15 protein-coding genes are annotated in these 21,338 nt (G+C 69.3%); 7 read left to right on the top strand and 8 right to left on the bottom strand.

The features are described 5' to 3' along the window. Positions 1-9: 9 nt before the first annotated feature. The gene (gene menE, locus OP79_RS35270) at positions 10-1,524 is read left to right on the top strand and encodes an o-succinylbenzoate--CoA ligase (protein ID WP_033326020.1); all 1,515 of its coding nucleotides are present in this window, start codon (positions 10-12) and stop codon (positions 1,522-1,524) included. Between the two features lie 14 nt (positions 1,525-1,538). Continuing rightward, positions 1,539-1,994 carry a MaoC family dehydratase gene (locus tag OP79_RS35275; RefSeq protein WP_033326022.1) on the top strand — a complete coding sequence of 152 codons (456 nt, stop codon included), beginning with the start codon at positions 1,539-1,541 and terminating at the stop codon, positions 1,992-1,994. Between the two features lie 93 nt (positions 1,995-2,087). Here OP79_RS35275 and OP79_RS35280 read toward each other — a convergent pair whose 3' ends face one another. After that, positions 2,088-2,513 carry a peptidase inhibitor family I36 protein gene (locus OP79_RS35280; RefSeq protein ID WP_033326168.1) on the bottom strand — a complete coding sequence of 142 codons (426 nt, stop codon included), beginning with the start codon at positions 2,511-2,513 and terminating at the stop codon, positions 2,088-2,090. 338 nt (positions 2,514-2,851) lie between these two features. On the opposite strand from OP79_RS35280, the gene OP79_RS35285 reads away from it, so the two are divergent. Further along, on the top strand, positions 2,852-4,012 hold the full coding sequence (locus OP79_RS35285; RefSeq protein WP_033326024.1) for a helix-turn-helix domain-containing protein: 1,161 nt from the start codon (positions 2,852-2,854) through the stop codon (positions 4,010-4,012). Between the two features lie 77 nt (positions 4,013-4,089). On the opposite strand, the gene OP79_RS35290 is transcribed toward OP79_RS35285, so the two are convergent. From OP79_RS35290 to OP79_RS35320, 7 genes are all read right to left on the bottom strand, one after another. Further along, the gene (locus OP79_RS35290) at positions 4,090-5,751 is read right to left on the bottom strand and encodes a CehA/McbA family metallohydrolase domain-containing protein (RefSeq protein WP_033326026.1); all 1,662 of its coding nucleotides are present in this window, start codon (positions 5,749-5,751) and stop codon (positions 4,090-4,092) included. Positions 5,752-5,835: 84 nt separating this feature from the next. Continuing rightward, on the bottom strand, positions 5,836-7,704 hold the full coding sequence (locus OP79_RS35295) for a LamG-like jellyroll fold domain-containing protein (protein WP_033326027.1): 1,869 nt from the start codon (positions 7,702-7,704) through the stop codon (positions 5,836-5,838). A 54-nt stretch (positions 7,705-7,758) separates the two neighbouring features. Continuing rightward, positions 7,759-10,677: a glycoside hydrolase family 2 TIM barrel-domain containing protein gene (locus OP79_RS35300; RefSeq protein ID WP_033326029.1), complete on the bottom strand. Its 2,919-nt coding sequence runs from the start codon at positions 10,675-10,677 to the stop codon at positions 7,759-7,761. Continuing rightward, on the bottom strand, positions 10,677-11,567 hold the full coding sequence (locus OP79_RS35305) for a carbohydrate ABC transporter permease (protein WP_078492197.1): 891 nt from the start codon (positions 11,565-11,567) through the stop codon (positions 10,677-10,679). The genes OP79_RS35300 and OP79_RS35305 overlap by 1 nt, the downstream gene beginning before the upstream one ends. A 14-nt stretch (positions 11,568-11,581) precedes the next feature. Further along, positions 11,582-12,544 carry a carbohydrate ABC transporter permease gene (locus OP79_RS35310; protein WP_033326032.1) on the bottom strand — a complete coding sequence of 321 codons (963 nt, stop codon included), beginning with the start codon at positions 12,542-12,544 and terminating at the stop codon, positions 11,582-11,584. Next, positions 12,544-13,830 carry an extracellular solute-binding protein gene (locus tag OP79_RS35315; protein WP_033326033.1) on the bottom strand — a complete coding sequence of 429 codons (1,287 nt, stop codon included), beginning with the start codon at positions 13,828-13,830 and terminating at the stop codon, positions 12,544-12,546. The genes OP79_RS35310 and OP79_RS35315 overlap by 1 nt, the downstream gene beginning before the upstream one ends. 62 nt (positions 13,831-13,892) lie before the next feature. After that, positions 13,893-14,918 carry a carbohydrate kinase family protein gene (locus tag OP79_RS35320; protein WP_033326035.1) on the bottom strand — a complete coding sequence of 342 codons (1,026 nt, stop codon included), beginning with the start codon at positions 14,916-14,918 and terminating at the stop codon, positions 13,893-13,895. A 128-nt stretch (positions 14,919-15,046) separates the two neighbouring features. Here OP79_RS35320 and OP79_RS35325 point away from each other — a divergent pair, with 128 nt between their 5' ends. From OP79_RS35325 to OP79_RS35340, 4 genes are all read left to right on the top strand, one after another. Beyond that, positions 15,047-15,796, top strand: coding sequence for a DeoR/GlpR family DNA-binding transcription regulator (locus tag OP79_RS35325; protein ID WP_033326172.1), 750 nt, complete (start codon positions 15,047-15,049; stop codon positions 15,794-15,796). A 39-nt stretch (positions 15,797-15,835) separates the two neighbouring features. Then, a complete protein-coding gene (locus tag OP79_RS35330; RefSeq protein WP_033326037.1) occupies positions 15,836-17,176 on the top strand; it encodes a 6-phospho-beta-glucosidase in 1,341 nt (446 codons plus the stop codon). 51 nt (positions 17,177-17,227) lie between these two features. Further along, positions 17,228-20,275: an alpha-mannosidase gene (locus OP79_RS35335; protein WP_033326039.1), complete on the top strand. Its 3,048-nt coding sequence runs from the start codon at positions 17,228-17,230 to the stop codon at positions 20,273-20,275. Positions 20,276-20,439: 164 nt separating this feature from the next. Then, on the top strand, positions 20,440-21,315 hold the full coding sequence (locus OP79_RS35340) for a sulfotransferase family protein (RefSeq protein ID WP_033326041.1): 876 nt from the start codon (positions 20,440-20,442) through the stop codon (positions 21,313-21,315). Positions 21,316-21,338: the final 23 nt, after the last annotated feature.

The raw sequence follows: 21,338 nt of genomic DNA on the forward strand, positions 1-21,338 counted from the left end.
GGGCTACCGATGCGCAATGAGGGACTGGGGTCGTGGCCCGCACGCCGGGCTCGCAAGACTCCCCGACGCACCGCCCTGATCCACCACGACACCGAGGTGACGTACGCCGAGCTGTACGAGCGCACCACCCGCCTCGCACACGCCCTGCGCACGGCCGGCATCCGCCGCGGCGACCGGGTCGCCTACCTCGGCCCCAACCACCCCTCGTACCTGGAGACGCTGTTCGCGGCGGGCACGCTCGGCGCGGTCTTCGTGCCGCTCAACACCCGTCTCGCGGGGCCCGAGATCGCCTACCAGCTCGCGGACTCGGGCGCCAAGGCGCTCGTCTACGGGCCCTCCCATGCCGGGCTCGTGGCCGGAATGCCGGGCAGTACCGATGTGCGCTCGTACGTCGAAGTCGGCGCCGACTACGAGGAGTTGATCGCCGGGGCGTCCGCCGAGCCGATCGACCAGCCCGTCGGCGCCGACGACACCTGCATCATCATGTACACCTCGGGGACGACCGGCCGCCCCAAGGGCGCGATGCTCACCCACGGCAACCTGACCTGGAACGCGATCAACGTCCTCATCGACCACGACCTGATCGCCGAAGAACGCGCCCTGGTCTCCGCCCCGTTGTTCCACACGGCCGGCCTGAACATGCTCACCCTGCCGGTCCTGCTCAAGGGCGGCACCTGCGTCCTGGTCGAGGCCTTCGACCCGAACGCCACCTTCGACCTGATCGAACGGCACCGGATCACCTTCATGTTCGGCGTCCCGACGATGTTCGACCAGGTGGCGCGGCACGAGCGCTGGGCTGAGGCCGATCTGTCCAGCTTGCGGATCCTGACGTGTGGCGGCTCACCGGTACCGACCCCGCTGATCGCCAAGTACCAGGAGCGCGGGCTCACCTTCCTCCAGGGCTACGGCATGACCGAAGCGTCGCCCGGCACGCTCTTCCTGGACGCCGAGCACGCCACCAGCAAGGCGGGCTCGGCCGGCGTGCCGCACTTCTTCACCGACGTCCGTGTCGTACGGCCCGATATGGCGCCGGTCGAGGTCGGCGAGACCGGCGAAGTCGTCGTCCGTGGGCCCAACGTCATGCCCGGCTACTGGGGGCTGCCGGACGAGACCGCCGCCACTTTCAACGACGGGTGGTTCCGCACCGGGGACGCGGCCCGCGTCGACGAGGACGGCTACGCCTACATCGTCGACCGCATCAAGGACATGATCATCTCCGGTGGCGAGAACGTCTATCCCGCCGAGATCGAGGACCTGCTCCTCGCTCATCCGGACATCGTCGAGTGCGCGGTCATCGGCGTGCCCGACGACAAGTGGGGCGAGGTGCCGCGGGCGGTCGTCGTGCCACGGGAGGACGTGGAGCTCGACCCGGACCAAGTCCTCGCCTCCCTGGCCGGGCGTCTGGCCAAGTACAAGATCCCCAAGTCGGTCGTACTCGCGGAGGAACTCCCGCGCACCGCCTCCGGCAAGCTGCTGAAGTCCCGGGTCCGTAAGCGGTACGGGACCGACTCTTCCAACTCTTAGTTAAGGAACGGCATATGAGCATCACCGTGAACGGCATCGACGAGCTCAAGAAGCTTGCGGGGAGCGACCTCGGTACCAGTGAGTGGATCGAGGTCACCCAGGAGCGCATCAACACGTTCGCCGACGCCACCGGGGATCACCAGTGGATCCACGTGGACCCCGAGCGCGCCAAGGAGGGCCCGTTCGGCGCCCCCATCGCCCACGGCTACCTCACACTCTCCCTCTTCATCCCGCTGTTCACCGAGTTGCTGGACGTCGAGGGCGTCTCGACGAAGGTCAACTACGGGCTGAACAAGGTACGTTTCCCGTCGCCGGTGAAGGTGGGCTCGAAGATCCGGCTGGTCGGGAAGCTGGCGTCGGTCGAGGACGTTCCGGGCGGGGTGCAGATCACCGTCGACGGCACGATCGAGATCGAGGGTGGCGCCAAGCCTGCGGCCGTGCTGCAGAGCCTGTCCCGCTTCTACGCCTGAGTGCCGTAGCCGAAGAAGGGCGCGGGGTACTGCGGACCGGATGTGCCGGTCCGCAGTACCCCGCGCCCCTTCGCGCTGTCGCCGCTTGCCGGGTCAGCCGCAGCGGCCGGTGGTCCACTCGTGGGAGCGGAGCTTGTAGGTGCCGGCCAGGTTGCCGCCGTGCTGCTGACGGGTGCAGCCGGCGCGGTCGTCCCCGTTTGCGCCCTTGTAGTAGACGACGCCGGTGAAGCGGGATGACGTGCCCGCGTTCCAGACGGACTTCACGTTGTGCGTGGCAGACCAGGAGCACCGCACACTGCCGCCCCGCCAGTCCATGTCGGCCTCGTTCCAACTGCACTTGCTGCCGGTGAAGTTGGGGCCGGTCCAGAAGCAGACGTCCCCGCTCTGACAGTCGACCGCGGCGGGAGCCGCCTGGGCGGTGGAGGCCGGCAGGGCGAAGGACGCGACCGCCGCGACGCTCATCGCGAACGCGGCGGCCGTCGGACGGTTGCGCAGGATCTGGGGCACGAATCGGGCCACGAGCATGTCTCCTCTGAGGGGGGTGGTTCGTTCTGTGACGACCCGAGGCTGGCAACGGGGACGGGCCGGAACAAGGGAATCCTGGCTGGTGGGACGCTGGGACGGCGTCCCAGCGTCCTGCCTGCGGCGTCCTCAGGGCGCTGGGACGGCGCTGGGACACGTGGAAACGGACGCCGTCATCCGTTCCAGAAGTGGCTGGAGTTGGCCGAGTTGTGACGGGGATGTTTCTGGCACAGTGTGGCCGGGCGCGGGGACCGGGTGGGGGAAACCCGGGGCGCCCTCTCATCTACGTACAGCACCGCCGTTCACCACGGCCGAAAAGAAAATAGGGGGCCCCCGTGTCTTCGTGCACGGAGTCCGAGCGATTCGCAGCCTGCCTGCGATCGCTCAAGGAGAGATCGGGACTCAGTTACGCGGCTCTCGCCGCAAAGGCCGGAGCGAGCGGTTCCAGCGTGCACCGCTACTGCTCGGGGACCTCGGTCCCGCAGGACTACGGCACCGTGCACCGCCTCGCGGTGGCCTGCGGTGCCGCTCCGGAGGAGCTGCGCACGCTGCACAAGCTCTGGGCCCTGGCGGACGCCGCCCGGGAACCGGAGGCCGAACCGCCGGAGCGGGTCGTGGAGCTGCCGGAGCCGGTCGCGGAGGCGCCGGAACTCGTCGCGGGGCTGCCGGAGCCGGTCGCGGGGCTGCCGGAGCCCGTTGACCTCGGCGTTGGGAACGGCGCGGACGGTGACACCGCGGACATGGCGCGGGAGCCCTCGGACGGTTCCGGGGCCGTAGGGTGGCGCCGTCGGTGGGTCCGCGTCGGCATGGCCGTCGGCCTGGTGCTGCTTCTCGGCGTGTTGGCCCTGACTCTGCCGTCGCCGGGCTCGGACGAGGACGGCGGCGGCGGCGGCGGTGGCGCCGCGAGCGCCGAGGTCCTGCAGAAGAAGGACGCCCGGCTCCTGTTCACCTCCGCGTGCCGAGAGGTGGTGGCCATGGGCCAGCACGACGCGTGCGTCCGCGAGATACAGGAACTGCTGCACGGCAAGGGCGCGGTCATCGGCCTGGACGGTGACTTCGGACCGCAGACACTGCGCCGTGTGACCGCCTTCCAGGTGTACGCGGGGATCGAGCCCGCCAACGGGGTGGTCGGCGACGCCACGAAGAAGGCGCTCTACGAGTCAGAGGTGCGCCTGGCCACATGGTCGCAGGACGAGGTGCGGCGCCGTATCCGGGAGGTGTTCACCGAGGCACCGGACCGCGCGGTCGCGATCGCCGACTGTCAGTCCTTCCTCGACCCGCTGCACATCCTCCCGAACACCAACGGCACGCGGAACTGGGGCTTGTTCCAGATCTCCGACGCCCGGCTGCGGGAGCTGGGCGGTACGCCTCGCGAGGCGCTCGACCCGGAGTGGAACATCCTCGCGGCGAAGCGGTTGTGGAGTCAGGACCGGGACTTCAGTGACTGGCCGCACTGTGATCGGGCGTTCAGTCCGAGCCCCTCCGCCTCGCCGTAGGGGGTGAGGGGCGTGGGGACCTCCATCGCTGTGGAGCTGCGTATCGATACAGCCCCACGCCCCTGAAAACTCGATGCTCAACTTACGTCCACGAACACCGGGTTCGAGTAGAACCACGTGTCCGCCCACGGGTCGCCGTTGCCCGGCTCGTGCGGGATCGGGCCATGCGGGTCAACTGCCGCCCCCAGATAGCCCGTTCCGTTGCGGTTGCCGTCGCTGCCCCTCAGGCGGACGTAGAAGGACTCGTCGCCCGCTGTCAGGGGAATGCGCAGGGTGTACGTTCCCTTGCGGCCCGATACGTCCTTTGTGTGGACGACCTTTGTGTCGGGAGCCCGCCACTCGTCTCGGTCCGTCACCGGGCCGCGTACCGTGCCACGGATCACGTCGATGTGGGCCAACTCCGGGAGGGCTCCCTGGGAGTTGGGGCGGGAGGCGGTCGTCACCGTCACGTCCAGGGTGAGCTTCTCGCCCTTGCGTGCGCGCAGACGGCCGCCTAGCGTCACGCCGCGGCCGAAGTCGCGGTCCCGCTTCACGCGGACGTCGAGGCCGTCCAGCAGGTGCCCGTGGTCGAGCCAGACCCGGCCCGCGCGCAGGCCCGCCATCACCGCCCGGTAGCCGTAGCGGGTGACGCCCACGTGGGTGCGGCTGAACTGGCCGGGCCAGAAGTCGCCGCCGGGCTGGGGCTCGGTGGTGTTGACCGGGTCGGGCAGGTGGCCGGTGTTGTCGAAGTTCTGGCCGGGGAGCCAGTCACCGTTCTTCCAGGTGTCGAACACCACCCTGTGCACATCGGAGTTGGTGGTGATCGTGAACAGCCTGCCCTCGGCGAGCATGGCGTCCCACAGGCCTCCGACGGTGGCCGTCATCCAGTCGAAGCCGCCGTACGTGACGTACGCGTCGGCGGGATAGCCGGGCCAGGAGTTCTCCGAGGGCTTGTTCTCGTACTCGCCGCGGATCGAGGTCGGACCGCGCCAGCCGGGGATGCCGCCGCCCTGGGCGCCGGGCGCGCCCTCCACTCCGATCATGATTTCGGGTGCGGCGTCCCGCCAGTTGCGCATCTCGTGCGGGGAGTCGATGCCCAGGCGCAGTGGGTGGTTGGCGAGGACGAGCACGTCGTCGACGTAGCCGCTGCGGCGCTGCTCGGCGAGCCACTTGATGGCCGCGACGGCGTGTGCCTCGTTGCGGGGCGTGTCGGGGTGGGTGGGGCCGCCCGCCGTGTAACCCAGCAGCTTGCCGTCGTAGGCGAGCTCGAACTTCGTGAGGATGTCGACCTCGTGCGGGCCCGGTGCGGCGAAGACCGTGCAGTGCTCGGCGCCCGGGATGTACCACTCCAGGCCCTGGAAGATCAGTTGGCGCGGATTCGCGGCGCGTGTCTTGAGGATCTCCTCGTGCTCCAGCTGCGCGCCGTACTTCGCGTGCCCGAAGTTGGAGTGCTCGTTGAACACCATCCAGTCGACGCCGTACTCGGCAGCGGCCTGGGCGACCTGGGTGAACGTGTACTTGGCGTCGTGGCTGTAGACGGTGTGGAGGTGGTGGTCGCCGACGAGGTAGGCGAGCCGCGGGTCTTCACCGCCGAGCCGGGGGGCCCTCGCGGCTGCGGGAGTCGCGAGAGAACCGGCAGCGAAGGCGGCGCCGAACAGGCCGGCGCGGCGCATGAGCTGACGTCTGGAGAGGCCCTGCGGATCGAGGGCGGCGGGAGAGACGGACGGGTCCGCCCAACTGGGCAGTTGTTGCTCGGACATAGGGTGATCTCTTCCTTGAGGGGATCGGACACGCGTCGAGCATGGGGGGTGGATGGGTTTGAGGAGGATGGGGTTTGAGGGGTTTCAGCGGTTCATGAACGCCGAGACCGGCAGCGCCCGCTCGACGATCCGTACGTCACCGAGCCGCCCGTGCAGGATCTGGTCGATCTTTCCGGCGTACTCGTAGCCGCCGAGCAGCCACGGCAGGCCGAGCGAGGTGAGCCCGACAGAGCGCGCGGTGGGATTGCGCGCGACGGGGCAGCCCTGGACGTACAGCGTGGTGTGCGAACCGTCGTTGACGACGGCGACGTGCCACCACGCCTCCCGGGCCGTCTCGTCGCCCCAGTTGGTGGCGATGCCCTGCTGGTTGAGCGGCCGTACGGCCCACTGCGGGCCGGGCCCGTCGGACAGCGACAGCGTGGCGAGCGGCTCGTCCGGGTCGCCCTCGGTCTTGCCCGCGGCCCCGCCCGTACCGGTGCGGCTGATCAGCCCGCCCCAGGCGTTGCGCGACGGGTCCCAGTCGCCGGGCAGCTGGTAGAAGGCCTCGAAGGTGTAACCACCCCTGAACGTCGCCGAGTTGAGCGGTGCGTTCTCGGCCGTCCGCAGATAGGCGCCCCGTAGCGGCGACTTGTCGCCGTGGAAGTAGAGGCTGCCGTGACCCGGCTGGTCGGGGTGGTGCTCCGAGGACCAGGTGAGGGAGCCGTCGGCGACCTTGACCACGGTGAGGTCGTTGCCGCGCCCCGACAGGTCACGGACCGTGCCGTCCATGGCCGCGCCTTCCGCATGCCCGTCGAACCGCCAGTACGCCACCGTCCCCCGCACCAGCATCTCGGAGGCGGGCCGCGGCCTCCGCGAAGACACCGGGGCGAAGCCGGAGAAGCGCTTCTCGAAGTCGATCGCCACCGAGAACCGGTCCTGGGGACCGGTCAGTTCGATCTCCTGCCGCTCCAACTCGTTGAGCCCGTCGCCCGCCCGGCCCAGGATCCACGGGGAGATCGTCTCGACGTCGATGGTGTCCCGGTCGAGGTCGAAACGGTAGAGGCGGATCATCGCCGCGCCGCCGTAGTAACGGTTCTGGTAGTTCGTCAGGTGCAGATGTACGTCGTTCCCGGCCGCGTTCCTGCGGACGGCGCGGCCGGCCGGCCAGTTGTGCCCGTTGAGCGTGAGGAAGATCTGGTCGTGCTCCTTGACCAGCCGGTCCCAGAGCTGCTGCCCGTACGGGGACAGGGTGTCGGCCTCGTAGACCAGTTCATGCGTGGTGAGGATGACCGGCGTCTTCGGGTGCCGCGCGATGACGTCCTTGGCCCAGGCGTACCCCTGCGCCGACAGCCGCCAGTCCAGGGCGAGTACGAGCCACTGCCGGCCGGCCGCCTTGAAGAGGTGGAAGGTGTTGTAGCCGTCGGGCGAGGCGCCGCCGAAGGTGGGTTTGTCCTTGAACCGCTGCGGGCCGAAGGCGTCCAGATACGGGGTCGGGCCCCGCTGGTCGTCGGTGGAGGACTTCACGTCGTGGTTGCCCGCGAGCACGCTGTAGCCCACGCCCCGCCGGTCGAGCAGCCCGAACGCCTTGCTCGCGGCGGCGACTTCGGCCTGCGCACCGTTCTCCGTGAGGTCGCCCAGGTGCGAGAGGAAGACGATGTTGTCGTCCTCGCCCTGCTCCAGGATGTAGCGCAGCGATGCCTCGATCGGGGCGGGGTTGATGCTCGCTCCGTCGAAGAGGTACTGCGTGTCGGGCATCACGACGAGCGTGAAGCGGCTGCTGTCGGGGTCGGGTCTCCAGCGGGTCTTCGAGGCGGACACCGCAGGCACGGGCGCCGCCTGCGCGGTGGCCGTCGGTATCGCGACCGCCGCCGTTGCCGCGCCGATCAGCGCGGTCGCCCGCAGGAAGTTCCGTCTGCCGGCGCCCGCCTGTTCGGCCTCGGACTGGTCGTGCTCATGCGAAGTACAAGTACACACGTCTGCTCCGTGAGAAGGGGGACTGCTCCGGGAGAGGGGAGGGGGGTGGCGAGTTCAGAGCACGCGCAGGGTCCAGGCCCAGCGGTGGATGCCCGGCGCGATGAGGTACTGCGCCGAGGTGTCGGGCCCGCACGACGCCGTGCCCAGACCCCGGTGCGCGGCGTCGAGGTGCACGACGCAGCCGGGCCGCGGCACCAGCTCGTCGTGGTGCGTGGCGGCGGCCAGGTCCTCGGCGCGGTAGCGGGAGACCGAGACCTGGCTCGGTGCTCCCAGGCCCACGGCCAGTCCTGTGGCGTCCGGCGCCGACAGCGTGAACCGGCGCACGCCGTGCCGCCCGCCGCTCTCCTGGGGCCGCAGATAAGGGGTGAACAACTCGTTCACCGGGAGCGAGTGATGGCCGACGGGCGCGCCTGCGCTCCGGTCCGGATAGGAGTCCCAGGGGCCCTGCCCGTACCAGTCCAGGACATCGAGCCCGCCGACCGTCTCGAAGACCGTGCCGACCCGCGCCACATCGTCCAGCGCATCGGGTAGTTCAGCCGATTCCTCGATACGGAGACCACCGGCGACCGGGGTGATCACCTGCTCGTGGTGGACGATCCCGGCGCCGGTCGCGTACTCGGCCCGCACCGTCACGCGTGCGCCCTCGTGGTCCACGCCCACGACCTTGCGTACGAGCGCGTCCAGGCCCCAGTCGCGCCAGCGGGCCGCCATGCCGCCGATCTCGTCGTTGTCGGTGGGGGCCCGCCACAGGCTCAGGACGGGCGGCGAGGCCAGCATCGGGTGGACCAGCCGCCCCTCCCCGTCCACCTCCACGAACGCACCGGACACCGACTCCTGCGAGGGCGCCGCAGCGACCCCCGTACTCAGCCGGACCTGTGGCAGGCACACCTCCGTGCCGCTCGGCGCCCAGGCCTCGTCGCGCGCCGTCGTGACCCGCAGCGTCAGCCAGGCCTCGCCATCGGGCACCGGGAAGGGCATCGCGATCGCCTCCGTGCTGCCCGGCAGTACGTCGGGCAGCACGGCCGGTGCGGTCTGCGTGTCGCCGTTCTCGTGCACGAGACACCACTCGGCGTTCAGCCACTTCAGACCCCGGAAATGCTGCCGGTTCTGGACCAGGAACACCCCTCGGCAGTACCTCAGCCGCACCGGCGCCGCGATCTCCCGGTGCTCGTACATCGCCGGTTTCGGCGTGCGGTCCGGGAACACAAGGCCGTCCGCGCAGAACACCCCGTCGTTCGGGCTGTCCCCGAAGTCGCCGCCGTACGCCCAGCGATGGCCGGGCGCGGCGACACCCTTGTCATATAGCCCGGCGCCCGCGCGCCCGGCCGGTCTTCCGTCGCTCACCCGCTGGAGAATGCCGTGGTCCCAGAACTCCCAGATGAAACCGCCCTGAAGTCCTGGGATGGACTCGATGGCCGCCCAGTGGTCGGCGAGTGTGCCGTTGCTGTTGCCCATGGCGTGCGAGTACTCGCACTGGATGAGCGGCTTGATCTGCTCACCGGACAGTGCGTGCGCGACACAGTCCTCGATCGGCGCGTACATCGGGCAGGCGATGTCGGAGGCGACCGACGGACCGGCCCAGTCGAGCTTGGCCGCGCCCTCGTACTGAAGGGGGCGGGTGGGGTCGTGCCGGCGTATCCAGCCGGCCGCAGCGTCGTGGTTGGCGCCGTAGTCCGACTCGTTGCCCAGCGACCAGATGATGACGGAGGGGTGGTTCTTGTCGCGCAGCACCATGCGTGAGACGCGGTCGACGAAGGCTCCGAGGTAGCGGGGGTCGTCGGCGATCTCGTGGGCGTGGTCGTGCGATTCGATGTTGGCCTCGTCGACTACGTAGAAGCCGAGTTCGTCGGCGAGGTCGAGGAGGGTCGGGTCGTTGGGGTAGTGCGCGGTACGGATCGCGTTGAAGCCGAAGCGTTTCAGCAGGATGAGGTCCGCGCGCATGTCGGCGGCCGAGACGGTGCGTCCGGTGAGGGGGTGGAAGTCGTGGCGGTTGATTCCGCGAATGAAGATGCGCTCACCGTTGACGAGCAGGTTCGGACCGCAGACCTCGACGTCCCGGAAGCCGACCCGGTGGTGAGAAGTGTCGGCGACCGAGCCGTCGGCGCGGTGCAGCCGTACGGTCAGCTCGTACAGCTCGGGTATCTCGGCGGTCCAGGGGCGTACCGCGCGCACGGTCGCCGACAGCCGGACCTCACCGAGGAAGTCGGACACCCGCATGTCCTCGGCGTTGACCCGGTCGAACTCCGCGTCCTGGACGAGCAGTTGGCCACCCAGTGCCCCGGTGACGTACCAGCCCTCCGGCAGCGCGCCCGCCGCGTTCCGCACCTGGCAGTCGACCCGCAGCTCCCCGTCCTGGCGCGCCCGGACCGTCACGTCCGCGAGATGCAGCGGATCCGTCGCGTACAGCAGCACCGAGCGGGTGATCCCGGCGTGCCACCACTGGTCCTGGTCCTCGATGTGCGAGGCGTCCGACCACTTGATGACGGTCAGCCGCAGCGTGGCGGGATCCCCTGGGCGTACGACGTCGGAGAGGTCGAACTCGGCGGCGAGACGGGAGTCCTTGGAGATGCCGACCGGACGGCCGTTCACATGGACGAGGAGCACGCTCTCGGCCGCGCCCACCTGGAGCACGATCCGCCGGCCCGCCCACTCGGCGGGGATGTCCACGGAACGCTCGTACACGCCCGTCGGATTGGCGGCGGGCGAGGCGGGTGGGAACTCACCCCACGGCATACGGAAGTTGGTGTACTGCGGCAGATCGCCCAGGTCCTGCATGGTCCAGGCGCCGGGGACCTCGATCCGCGTCCACTCGCCCGAGCACCCGTGGGGAGTGGGCAGCAGCTGGAAGTGCCAGGAGCCGTCCAGGGACAGCGCGTCGCCGCGGCGGTCCACGGCGTTCATCGGCAGCCGCCCCCAGGAGGTCACCTCGGGTGTCTCCCAGGGGCGCAGCGCGATCAGCGGATCGCGTCTCATCAGCGGATGGCTCCCTTGCCGAGGTCCGCGATGATCTGCTTGGCGCCGATGGCGAAGACGATCAGGAGCGGGATGAGAGCCAGTACGGCGCCGGTCATGACCATCCCGTAGTCCGTGGTGCCGTGGACGCCGTTGAGCTGGGAGAGGGCGACCTGGAGCGTCACGTTGTCCGGGTTGGTGAGGGCGATCAACGGCCAGGCGTAGTCGTTCCACTGGCTCATGAAGGTGAAGATGCCGAGGAAGGCGAGGCCCGGCCGGACGACCGGCAGCGCCACATGCCAGTACTGGCGCATGAAGCCGGCGCCGTCGAGCTTCGAGGCGTCGAGCAGTTCGTCGTGGATCGCGCTCTTCATGTACTGGCGCATCCAGAAGATGCCGAACGCGTTGGCCGCCGCCGGGACGATCAGCGAGGTCATCGAACCGATCCAGCCGAGGTTCGCCATGATCACGAACTGCGGGATGGCCTGGAGCTGCGCCGGCACCATGAAGATCGCCATCATCACCGCGAACAGCACCCGCTTTCCGGGGAACTGGAACTTGGCGAAGACGAACGCGGCCAGCGAGTCGAAGAACAGGACGAGGAACGTCACCGTGGTCGCGACGAGCAGCGAGTTGAACATCGACCCGAAGAAATCGATGCTGTCGAAGAGCTTGCTGACGTTGTCGTCGAAGTGCGAGCCGGGCAGCAGCTTCGGCGGGTACGAGAAGATCTCGGTCGACGTGTGGGTCGACATGATCACGGCCCAGTAGAACGGGAAGGCCGAGAGCAGTACGCCGACGATCAGGGACACGTGGAGGGCGATGCCCCTGCGCCGGGTGCCCTCGATGAGCTTGGGCTTCGTGGGCTTGACGGGTTCGGCCTCGGCGGGCCTGGCTTCGGTGGTTGCCATGGTGACCGGCCTGCCTATTCTTCGTCCCGGCGCTGCACCAGGCGCCAGTTGATGATCGAGAAGAGGACGACGACGAGGAAGATGCCCCACGCCACGGCGGCGCCGTAGCCGAAGTCGTTGTTGTCGAAGGTCTGCTGGAAGAAGTAGAGGACCATCGTCCGGCCGGCGTGGTCGGGACCGCCCGAGAACGTCGACTCGTTGGCCGTGGTCTGCAGCAGCACCTGCGGCTCGGAGAAGCTCTGCAGTCCGGTGACCGTCGAGATGACGAGCACGAACAGCAGCACGGGCCGCATCAGCGGAAGGGTGATCCGGAAGAAGGTCTGCACGGGCCCGGCACCGTCGACGCGGGCGGCCTCGTACAACTCGCCCGGAATCGTCTGGAGACCGGCGAGGAAGATGATCGCGTTGTAGCCGGTCCACTGCCAGGTCATCAGGGTGGCGATGGCGACCTTGATGCCCCACGGAGTGTTCAGCCAGGCCACCTGGTCGAGACCGACCGCCTGCAACAGGGCGTTGATCAGGCCGAAGTTGGTGGAGAAGACCGAGCCGAAGATGATCGCGACGGCCACGACCGAGGTGACGTTCGGCAGGAAGTACGCGAAGCGGTAGAGGTTCCTGAAGCGGACCGCCGAGTTGAGCATCACGGCCGTGATCATCGCCAGGAAGATCATGGGGAAGGTGGCCAGCGCCCAGATGACGATGGTGTTGCCGATCGAGCTCCAGAAGTCGGTGTCGCTCAGCAGGTACTTGTACTGGTCGAGCCCCGCCCACTCCATCGAGCCGAGGCCGTCCCAGCGGTGGAAGGAGAGGTAGAGCGAGAAGCCGACCGGGATCAGGCCGAAGGCCAGGAAGAGCAGATAGAAGGGCGAGAGCGCGAGGTACAGCCGCCAGTAGCTGAGGATGCTCTTCTTCGGTTGCTCGGGCGGGGTCTCCACCACGGCCGCGGGGGGCCTTTCGACCACGGGTGCGGTCGCCATCAGACGCTCACCCCCAGGTGCTCGGCGATGCGGCGGCACTTGCTCATGGCGTCCTTCCAGGCCTTCTCGGGGTTCTTCCCGAGGGCGCCGACGTTCTTGATCTCGTCCTTGATGGGCTGCCCCAGCGCCACGTCGTACGGGCTGTTGTAGGCGACCGGGATCTTCTCGGCCGCCGGCCCGAAGACGTCCATCACGATCTGGTTGCCGAAGAAGGGATCGGGCTCCCGCAGCTTCTTCATCTCGTACGAGGCCGGCGTGGACGGGAAGAGCCCCGCGTCGATGAAGCCCTGCGCCTGGTTGTCGGCGTTGAGCATCCACGTGATGATCTCGAAGGCCCGCTCGGGCTCCCGGCAGGCCTTGGTGATCGCCAGGAACGAGCCGCCGTTGTTGGCGGGACCACCCGGACAGTTCGCGACCCGCCACTTGCCCTTGGTCTTGGGCAGGTTGAGCTTGAGGTCGCCCGCCGCCCAGGACGCGCCCAGCTGGCTGGGCAGCCGACCGTTCTCGGTGGCCGAGTTGGCGTCCGGGGTGCCGTTGACGATGCTGGACAGCAGCCCGCGCCGCTTGGCCTCGACGGCTCGGTCCCAGGCGACGCGGACGTGCTCCTGGTCGCCGATGAAATGCTTGTCCTTGTCGACGTACCGCTTGGTGCCCTGGTTGACCGAGTTCTCGTAGACGCTGAGGATGTCGATCAGCAGATACGCGCCCTTGATCCGCTTCTTGAGCTGTTCACCGGCCGCGAAGAACTTCTCCCAGGTGTCCATCTCTCGTGAGACGTCTGCTGGTTCGGACGCGAGACCGGCCTTCTCGAAGACGGCCGGCTGGTAGTAGTGCACGATCGGGCCGACATCGATGGGGAAGCCGATCAGGCTGCCGTCGTCGGCCACCGCCTGCTGCCACTTCCACTCCAGGTACTGCGGCTCGTACTTCTCCGCGCCCAGCGTCCGCAGGTCCACGAACTGGTCCGCGTTCGGCAGATACGACGCCATGTCCTCGCCCTTGAGCCCTGCGATGTCGGGAACATGGGCCTGCCCGGTCATCGTGGTGATCAGCTTGGAGCGGTAGTAGCCGCCGATCTGGATCGCGTCCAGGTCGACGGCGCTGTCGTAACGGGCCTTGGCCTGCTTGACGACCGTGTCGCTCAGCCCGCCGCTCCAGTACCACAGGACCATGTTCCGGCCGGTCGAACCGGTCGGAACGGCGCAGCCGGATGCCAGGCCGCCGAGCGCCGTGGCGGCCGTACCGGCCAGGCCCGCACGCAGGAGGCCCCTTCGTGAGAGCCGCACAGCTCCCACCGCCTTTCGGATCTGTTCACGTCTTCTTTGTTCGCGTCTTCGCATACGGGAGTTCAGTGCTGCCGGGCGGGTGCCGGCGGGGTCACGGGGGCGTGCCGGGTCGGCGGTCCCGGGTCCGCCGGCATGCGGTCGGCCAGGAAGCCGTACGCCCGCCGCAGTGCGGGATCACGGACGGACTGCCACCACTGGTGGATGCCGTACCAGCCGGGCGCGGCCAGGGCTCCGCCGTGATGGCGTACGGAGAGTCCGGCGGCCAGCACCGCGAAACGCAGCCGCTCTTCGAGAGGCCAGCCGCCGAGCGAGGCCGCGACGAAACTCGCGCCGAAGACGTCTCCTGCGCCCGTCGAGTCCAGGACGTCGACGTCGAGGGCGGGTACATCGGCGTACTCGCCCGTGGTCTGGTCGACGGCGACCGCACCCTCGCGGCCACGGGTGACCACGGCCACCGGCACCAGCTCGGAGAGCTTGCCGAGCGCAGCGGCAGCGGTGCCGGTGCGGGTGTAGGCCATCGCCTCGGTGTCGTTGGGCAGGAAGGCGTGGCACAGGGAGAGCTGGTCGAGGAGGTCGGAGGACCACTGCTGGGTGGGGTCCCAGCCGACGTCCGCGTAGATCTGCGTGCCGTTCGCCGCCGCTTTGGCGAGCCAGGCGCGGGGCTCGGCCTCGATGTGCACGAGGGCGGTGCGCGCCTCGGGCGGGTCGCCCATCAGCGTGTCCTGCGAGTACGGGGGTTCCTGGCCGTGGGTGACCAGGGCCCGGTCGTGGTCGTAGGCGAGCGCGACGGTGACCGGGGTGTGCCAGCCGGCCGCCGTACGGGAGAGCGAGAGGTCGATGTGCTCCTGGCCGGCGAGGACGTCACGGCAGTACGCGCCGTAGTAGTCGTCCCCGAAGACCGTGGCCAGGGAAGTGTTCAGGCCAAACCGGGCCGCCGCCACGGCCAGGTTCGCGATCCCGCCCGGGCCTGCTCCCATCCCCTCGGTCCAGATCTCCTCGCCAGGAGTCGGCTGCTTGCCCAGACCGGTCAGGACGAGGTCGTAGAAGAGCAGCCCGGTCAGCAGGACATCGGGCCGTTCGTCACCCACGCACGCTTCCTCTCGTCAAAAGCCTTCCATTTCCGTGCACAGGATCGTGCGCGCATCCAGCCACTTTGGCAAGAGTCGAGCAGAATCGAGCATGGAATTGATTGCGAATGACGAGTACTGTTCACGACGTGCTGGCAGAACGACGACACCAACTCATCCTGCGGTCCCTGCGTTCGGGCGGGCCCGCGGCCGTGACCGATCTCTCCGAACAGCTGGGCGTGAGCCCGGCCACGATCCGCCGTGACCTGGTGAAACTCGAGGAGGACGGCCTGCTCACACGGGTGCACGGCGGAGCCGTCGCCGAGGAGGGGGACCAGCCCTTCGCCGAGGTCGCGGAGGTGCGCGTAGCCGAGAAGGACGCGATCGCCGAGCGAGCGGCGACGATGATCGAGGACGGCCAGTCCGTACTGCTCGACATCGGTACCACCGCATACCGCCTGGCCAGACAGCTGCACGGCCGCCGCATCACCGTGATCACCAGCAATCTGGTCGTCTACGAGGAACTCGTGGACGACGAGGAGATCGAGCTGGTGCTCCTCGGCGGCATGGTCCGCCGCGAGTACCGCTCCCTGGTCGGCTTCCTCACCGAGGACAACCTGCGCCAGCTCCACGCGGACTGGCTCTTCCTCGGCACCAGTGGAGTGCGCCCCGGTGGGCAGGTGATGGACACGACGGTCGTCGAGGTGCCGGTGAAGCGCGCCATGATCGCGGCGGCCGACAAGGTCGTGCTGCTCGCGGACCGGGCCAAGTTCCCGGGTACGGGGATGGCGAAGGTCTGCGGACCCGAGGACCTGGACGTGGTGGTGACCAACGGGCCGACGGACGCCGGAACCAGGTCCGCGCTGGAGGAGGCGGGCGTACGCGTGGTGCAGACATGAACCGTGTGCTGCGGACATGAACGTGGAAAGGGTTGTTGCGTGAAGCTGACGATTCTGGGTGGCGGCGGATTCCGCGTGCCACTCGTGTACGGGGCGCTCCTCGGGGACCGCGCCGAGGGCCGCGTCACCGACGTCGTGCTGCACGACCTGGACGCGGGCCGGCTCTCGGCCGTCGCCCGCGTGCTCGCCGAGCAGGCGGCCGGTGTCCCCGGCGCACCCGCCGTGACCGCCACCACCGACCTCGACGAAGCGCTGCGCGGCGCCGACTTCGTCTTCTCCGCGATCCGCGTCGGCGGACTCGAAGGACGCGCGGCCGACGAGCGGGTCGCCCTCGACCAGGGCGTCCTCGGCCAGGAGACCGTCGGCGCGGGCGGTATCGCGTACGGACTGCGCACGGTGCCCGTCGCCGTCGACGTCGCCCGGCGCGTGGCCCGGCTCGCCCCCGACGCCTGGGTGATCAACTTCACCAACCCGGCAGGCCTCGTCACCGAGGCCATGTCCCGGCACCTCGGCAACCGCGTGATCGGCATCTGCGACTCACCGGTCGGCCTCGGCCGCCGTATCGCCCGCGTCCTCGGCGTCGCCAACCCGCGCGAGGCCTGGATCGACTACGTCGGCCTCAACCACCTCGGCTGGGTCCGCGGCCTGCGCGTCGCCGGACGCGACGAACTGCCGCGCCTGCTCGCCGACCAGGACCTGCTCGGCTCCTTCGAGGAGGGCAAACTCTTCGGCACCGAGTGGCTCCAGTCCCTGGGCGCGATCCCGAACGAGTACCTGCACTACTACTACTTCAACCGGGAAGCCGTACGCGCCTACCAGGAGGCCGAGAAGACCCGCGGCGCCTTCCTGCGCGACCAGCAGGCCCGTTTCTACGAAGCGATGAAGCGCCCCGACGCCGAGGCCCTCAAGACCTGGGACAGCACCCGGGCCGAGCGCGAGGCCACGTACATGTCGGAGAACCGGGACGCGGCGGGCGCCGGCGAGCGCGACGCCGACGACCTCTCCGGCGGCTACGAGAAGGTGGCCCTCGCCCTGATGCGGGCCATCGCCCGCGACGAGCGCACCACGCTGATCCTCAACGTCCGCAACCAGGGCACCCTCTCGGTGCTCGACACGGACGCCGTCATCGAGGTGCCCTGCCTCGTCGACGCCAACGGCGCGCACCCGGTCGCCGTCGACCCGCTCCCGGACCACGCGACCGGCCTGGTGTGCGCGGTGAAGGCGGTCGAGCGCGAGGTCCTCGCCGCCGCCGAGTCCGGCTCCCGTACGACCGCGGTGAAGGCCTTCGCGCTGCACCCGCTGGTCGACTCCGTGAACGTCGCCCGTCGTCTCGTCGAGGGCTACACCGCCGAGCACCCTGGCCTGGCGTACCTGAAGTAGTAGACCCTCTGAAGCAGCGCCTGAAGCAGAGCCCTCCGAGGAGACCCGCACATGCATGACGAACGCCGCAGGATCGAGGAGCGCGTCCAGCGCGTCCACGACCAGCGCATCAAGACCGCGATCTACGCCGCCTCCGTGCCCTTCGAGGTCGAGGCCTGGCAGGCGCCGGGGGAGCCTGTCCCCTTCGAGGAGGCCGCGTCGGCCTCGTACGCGCCCTTCGCGATGGACACTCCCTGGGGCCCGCCCTGGGGGACTACCTGGTTCCGGATGCGCGGACAGGTGCCCGCCGAGTGGGCGGGTCGGCGCGTCGAGGCCGTCATCGACCTCGGGTTCATCGGCGACTGGCCCGGCAACCAGGCCGAGGCGCTCGTCCACCTCGCCGACGGCACCCCGCTCAAGGCCGTCAACCCGCTCAACCAGTACGTGCCCATCGGCAACCCGGCAACGGGCGGCGAGGAGATCCACTACCTTGTCGAGGCCGCCTCCAACCCGGACATCCTCGCCGAGAACTTCTCGCGTCCGACCGTCATGGGCGATGTGCTGACCGCCGGCGACAAGCCGATCTACACCTTCCAGCGCGCCGACCTCGCCGTCCTGGACGAGGACGTGTTCCACCTCGACCTGGACCTCCAGGTGCTGCGCGAACTGATGGTCCACCTCGAAGAGCACGACCCGCGCCGCCACGAGATCCTGCACACCCTGGACCGGGCCATGGACACCGTGGACCTGGACGACGTCTCCGGCAGCGCCGCCGCGGTCCGCGAGGTGCTCGCGCCAGCCCTGGCCAAGCCCGCGCACGCCAGCGCCCACACCGTCTCCGGCGTCGGCCACGCACACATCGACTCGGCCTGGCTGTGGCCCATCCGCGAGACCAAGCGCAAGACGTCCCGCACCTTCTCCAACGTCACGGCACTGGCCGACGAGTACGAGGACTTCATCTTCGCCTGCTCGCAGGCCCAGCAGTACGAGTGGGTGCGCGACAACTACCCGCAGGTGTGGGAGCGGATCAAGAAGTCCGTCGAGAAGGGCCAGTGGGCGCCGGTCGGCGGCATGTGGGTCGAGGCCGACGGCAACCTGCCCGGCGGTGAGGCGATCGCCCGCCAGCTCGTGCACGGCAAGAAGTTCTTCATGGAGCACTTCGGCGTCGAGACCAAGGGCGTGTGGCTGCCGGACTCCTTCGGCTACACCGCCGCCTATCCGCAGCTCGCCAAGCTCGCGGGCAACGACTGGTTCCTGACCCAGAAGATCTCCTGGAACCAGACGAACAAGTTCCCCCACCACACCTTCTGGTGGGAGGGCATCGACGGCACCCGCATCTTCACCCACTTCCCGCCGGTCGACACCTACAACGCCCGGTTCAGCGGCGACGAGATGGCCCGCGCCGTACGCAACTACCAGGAGAAGGGCGGCGGCACGCGCTCGCTTGCGCCCTTCGGCTGGGGCGACGGCGGCGGCGGCCCCACCCGCGAGATCATGGAACGGGCACGGCGCCTCGCGGACCTGGAGGGCTCCGCGAAGGTCGTCGTGGAGCACCCCGACAAGTTCTTCGCGGACGCCCGCGAGGAGTACCCCGACGCCCCCGTCTGGGTCGGCGAGCTCTACCTGGAGCTGCACCGCGCCACCTACACCTCCCAGGCCCGCACCAAGCAGGGCAACCGGCGCAGCGAACACCTGCTCCGCGAGGCCGAGTTGTGGGCGACGACCGCCGCCCTGAACGCGCCGGGCTACTCCTACCCGTACGAGAAGCTCGACCGCCTCTGGAAGACGGTCCTGCTCCACCAGTTCCACGACATCCTGCCGGGCTCCTCGATCGCCTGGGTGCACCGGGAGGCGGAGGCGGAGTACGCGCGGGTCGCCGAGGAGGTCCAGGCCCTCACCGCCGAGGCCATGACCGCGCTCGGCCCGGGGGAGCCGCGGGTGTTCAACACCAGCCCGTGCGACCGCGCCGAGGTCGTACGCACCTCGGTCGGCGTCCCGATGTACACCGAGGTCCCCGCGAACGGAAACGCACCGCTCGGGGCGGGCGAACCCCCACAGCCGGTGAAGGTCACCGGCCGCGTCCTGGACAACGGCCTCGTACGCGTCGAGGTGGCCGAGGACGGAACCCTGGCCTCCGTACGGGACCTGCGGGCCGACCGCGAAGTCCTCGCCGACCAGGGCAATCTGCTCCGGCTGCACACCGACCTCCCGAACTACTGGGACGCCTGGGACATCGACAAGCACTACAAGAACCGCTACACGGACCTGCTGGACGCCGAGTCCGTCACCGTGATCGAGGCGGACCCGCTCCTCGGCGCCCTGCGCGTCGAGCGCGCCTTCGGCAAGGGCTCGCGCATCACGCAGACCATCACCGTCCGCGCGGGCAGCCCCCGTATCGACTTCGAGACGGAGATCGACTGGCACGAGACGGAGAAGATCCTCAAGGCGGCGTTCCCGGTGGACATCAGGGCCGCGCACTCCTCCGCCGAGATCCAGTTCGGCCACATCCAGCGGCCCACGCACACCAACACCAGCTGGGAGTCGGCCCGCTTCGAGGTCTGCAACCACCGCTGGGTGCACATCGGCGAACCCGGCTACGGCGTCGCGGTCATCAACGACTCCACCTACGGCCACGACGTCTCCCGCACGGTCCGCGAAGACGGTGGTACCACCACCACGGTCCGCCTCAGCCTGGTCCGCGCCCCGCGCATCCCCGACCCGGAGGCCGACCAGGGCAAGCACCGCTTCACCTACGCGCTGCTGCCCGGCGCGACGATCGAGGACACGGTCGCGGAGGGCTACGCGCTCAACCTGCCGCTGCGGGTGGCCGATTCGGCCGGTGCGGCCGAGCCGGTGGTGAGCGTCGAGGGTGCGGGCGTGACCGTCGAGGCGGTCAAGCTCGCCGACGACGAGTCGGGCGACGTCGTCGTACGCCTCTACGAGTCCCGTGGCGGACGCGCCCAGGGCACCCTGCGCACCGGCTTCCCGCTGGCCGGAGCCCAGGTCACCGACCTCCTGGAGCGGCCCCTCGCCGAGGCGGACATGGACAGCGGCGGAGTCGCGGTGTCGCTGCGCCCCTTCGAGGTGCAGACCCTGCGGCTGTCACGGCGGAATGACTGACCCCGTTTTCCATCAAGAATTAAGAAACGGGTAAGAGGCCTGGTCACGGCGGGTTTTTGGCCCGCCGTGACCACGGTCTGTTGCCTGTACGACACCTGGAGTTCGCTCGGTACCCCTGGGATGGCGCGGCAAAGCGAAGCAGGAGCAAAAAGAGGGGTGTCACCGTGCGGGACCCACGTATCTCGGCGATCCGCAAGGGCCTGAAGCGCCGCGGCAGACTGATGGCCCAGGCGGTGAGCCCGCCCCGCCGGAGCCTCGACGCCATGCCCGCACAGCGGACCCCGAAGGGTGCGTACGCCGCCCCGCCCGCCCCGCGCCTGGTCGACTCCCCGGTCTTCGTCCTGTCCTCGGTGCGCTCCGGCTCGACCCTGCTGCGCGTCCTGCTGAACAGCCACTCCCGGATCCGCGCCCCGCACGAGATGCATCTGCGCACCCTCCACGTCCACCTGGCCCGTGACTTCACGGCCGACGCCATGAAGGCGCTGGAGCTGGACAAGGACGAGCTGGAACACGTCCTGTGGGACCGCGTGCTCCATCTGGAGCTCATCCGCAGCGGCAAGGAGATCATCGTCGACAAGACGCCGCCGAACACCCTCATCTGGCCCCGGCTGCAACGATGTTGGCCCGACGCCCGCTACATCGTCCTGCTCCGCCACCCGGGCGCGGTCGTCACCTCCCTCACCAACCGTCGCGCCGACCCGGACCATGAACAGATCCGCCGCGAGGTCCTCGACTACAGCGAGAAGCTGGACGAGGCCCGCCAGCAGCTCACCGGCGCCCATGTGATCACGTACGAGGAGCTCACCGCGGACCCCGAGACGGTCACCCGGGGCCTGTGCGACTACCTCGAGGTCCCCTGGGAGCCGGGGATGCTCGAGTACGGCAAGAAGGACCACGGCACCTTCCGCCCCCAGCTCGGCGACTGGAGCGAGACCATCAAGTCGGGCCGCATCCAGTCGGCCCGACCGGCCGACCCGGGGGCCGAACTGCCGCCGCGGCTGGTCGAGTTGGCGCGTGAATGGGGGTACCCGGTCGACTGACCGGGTACCCAGACGCTCCGGAC

Source organism: Streptomyces yerevanensis (assembly GCF_000716805.1).
In the GTDB taxonomy this organism is placed as follows: domain Bacteria; phylum Actinomycetota; class Actinomycetes; order Streptomycetales; family Streptomycetaceae; genus Streptomyces; species Streptomyces flaveus.

Coding starts and splice junctions, on each gene's coding strand:
- menE (WP_033326020.1), top strand. CDS start 10: ATGCGCAATGAGGGACTGGGGTCGTGGCCCGCACGCCGGGCTCGCAAG.
- OP79_RS35275 (WP_033326022.1), top strand. CDS start 1,539: ATGAGCATCACCGTGAACGGCATCGACGAGCTCAAGAAGCTTGCGGGG.
- OP79_RS35290 (WP_033326026.1), bottom strand. CDS start 5,751: ATGTCCGAGCAACAACTGCCCAGTTGGGCGGACCCGTCCGTCTCTCCC.
- OP79_RS35300 (WP_033326029.1), bottom strand. CDS start 10,677: ATGAGACGCGATCCGCTGATCGCGCTGCGCCCCTGGGAGACACCCGAG.
- OP79_RS35305 (WP_078492197.1), bottom strand. CDS start 11,567: ATGGCAACCACCGAAGCCAGGCCCGCCGAGGCCGAACCCGTCAAGCCC.
- OP79_RS35310 (WP_033326032.1), bottom strand. CDS start 12,544: ATGGCGACCGCACCCGTGGTCGAAAGGCCCCCCGCGGCCGTGGTGGAG.
- OP79_RS35335 (WP_033326039.1), top strand. CDS start 17,228: ATGCATGACGAACGCCGCAGGATCGAGGAGCGCGTCCAGCGCGTCCAC.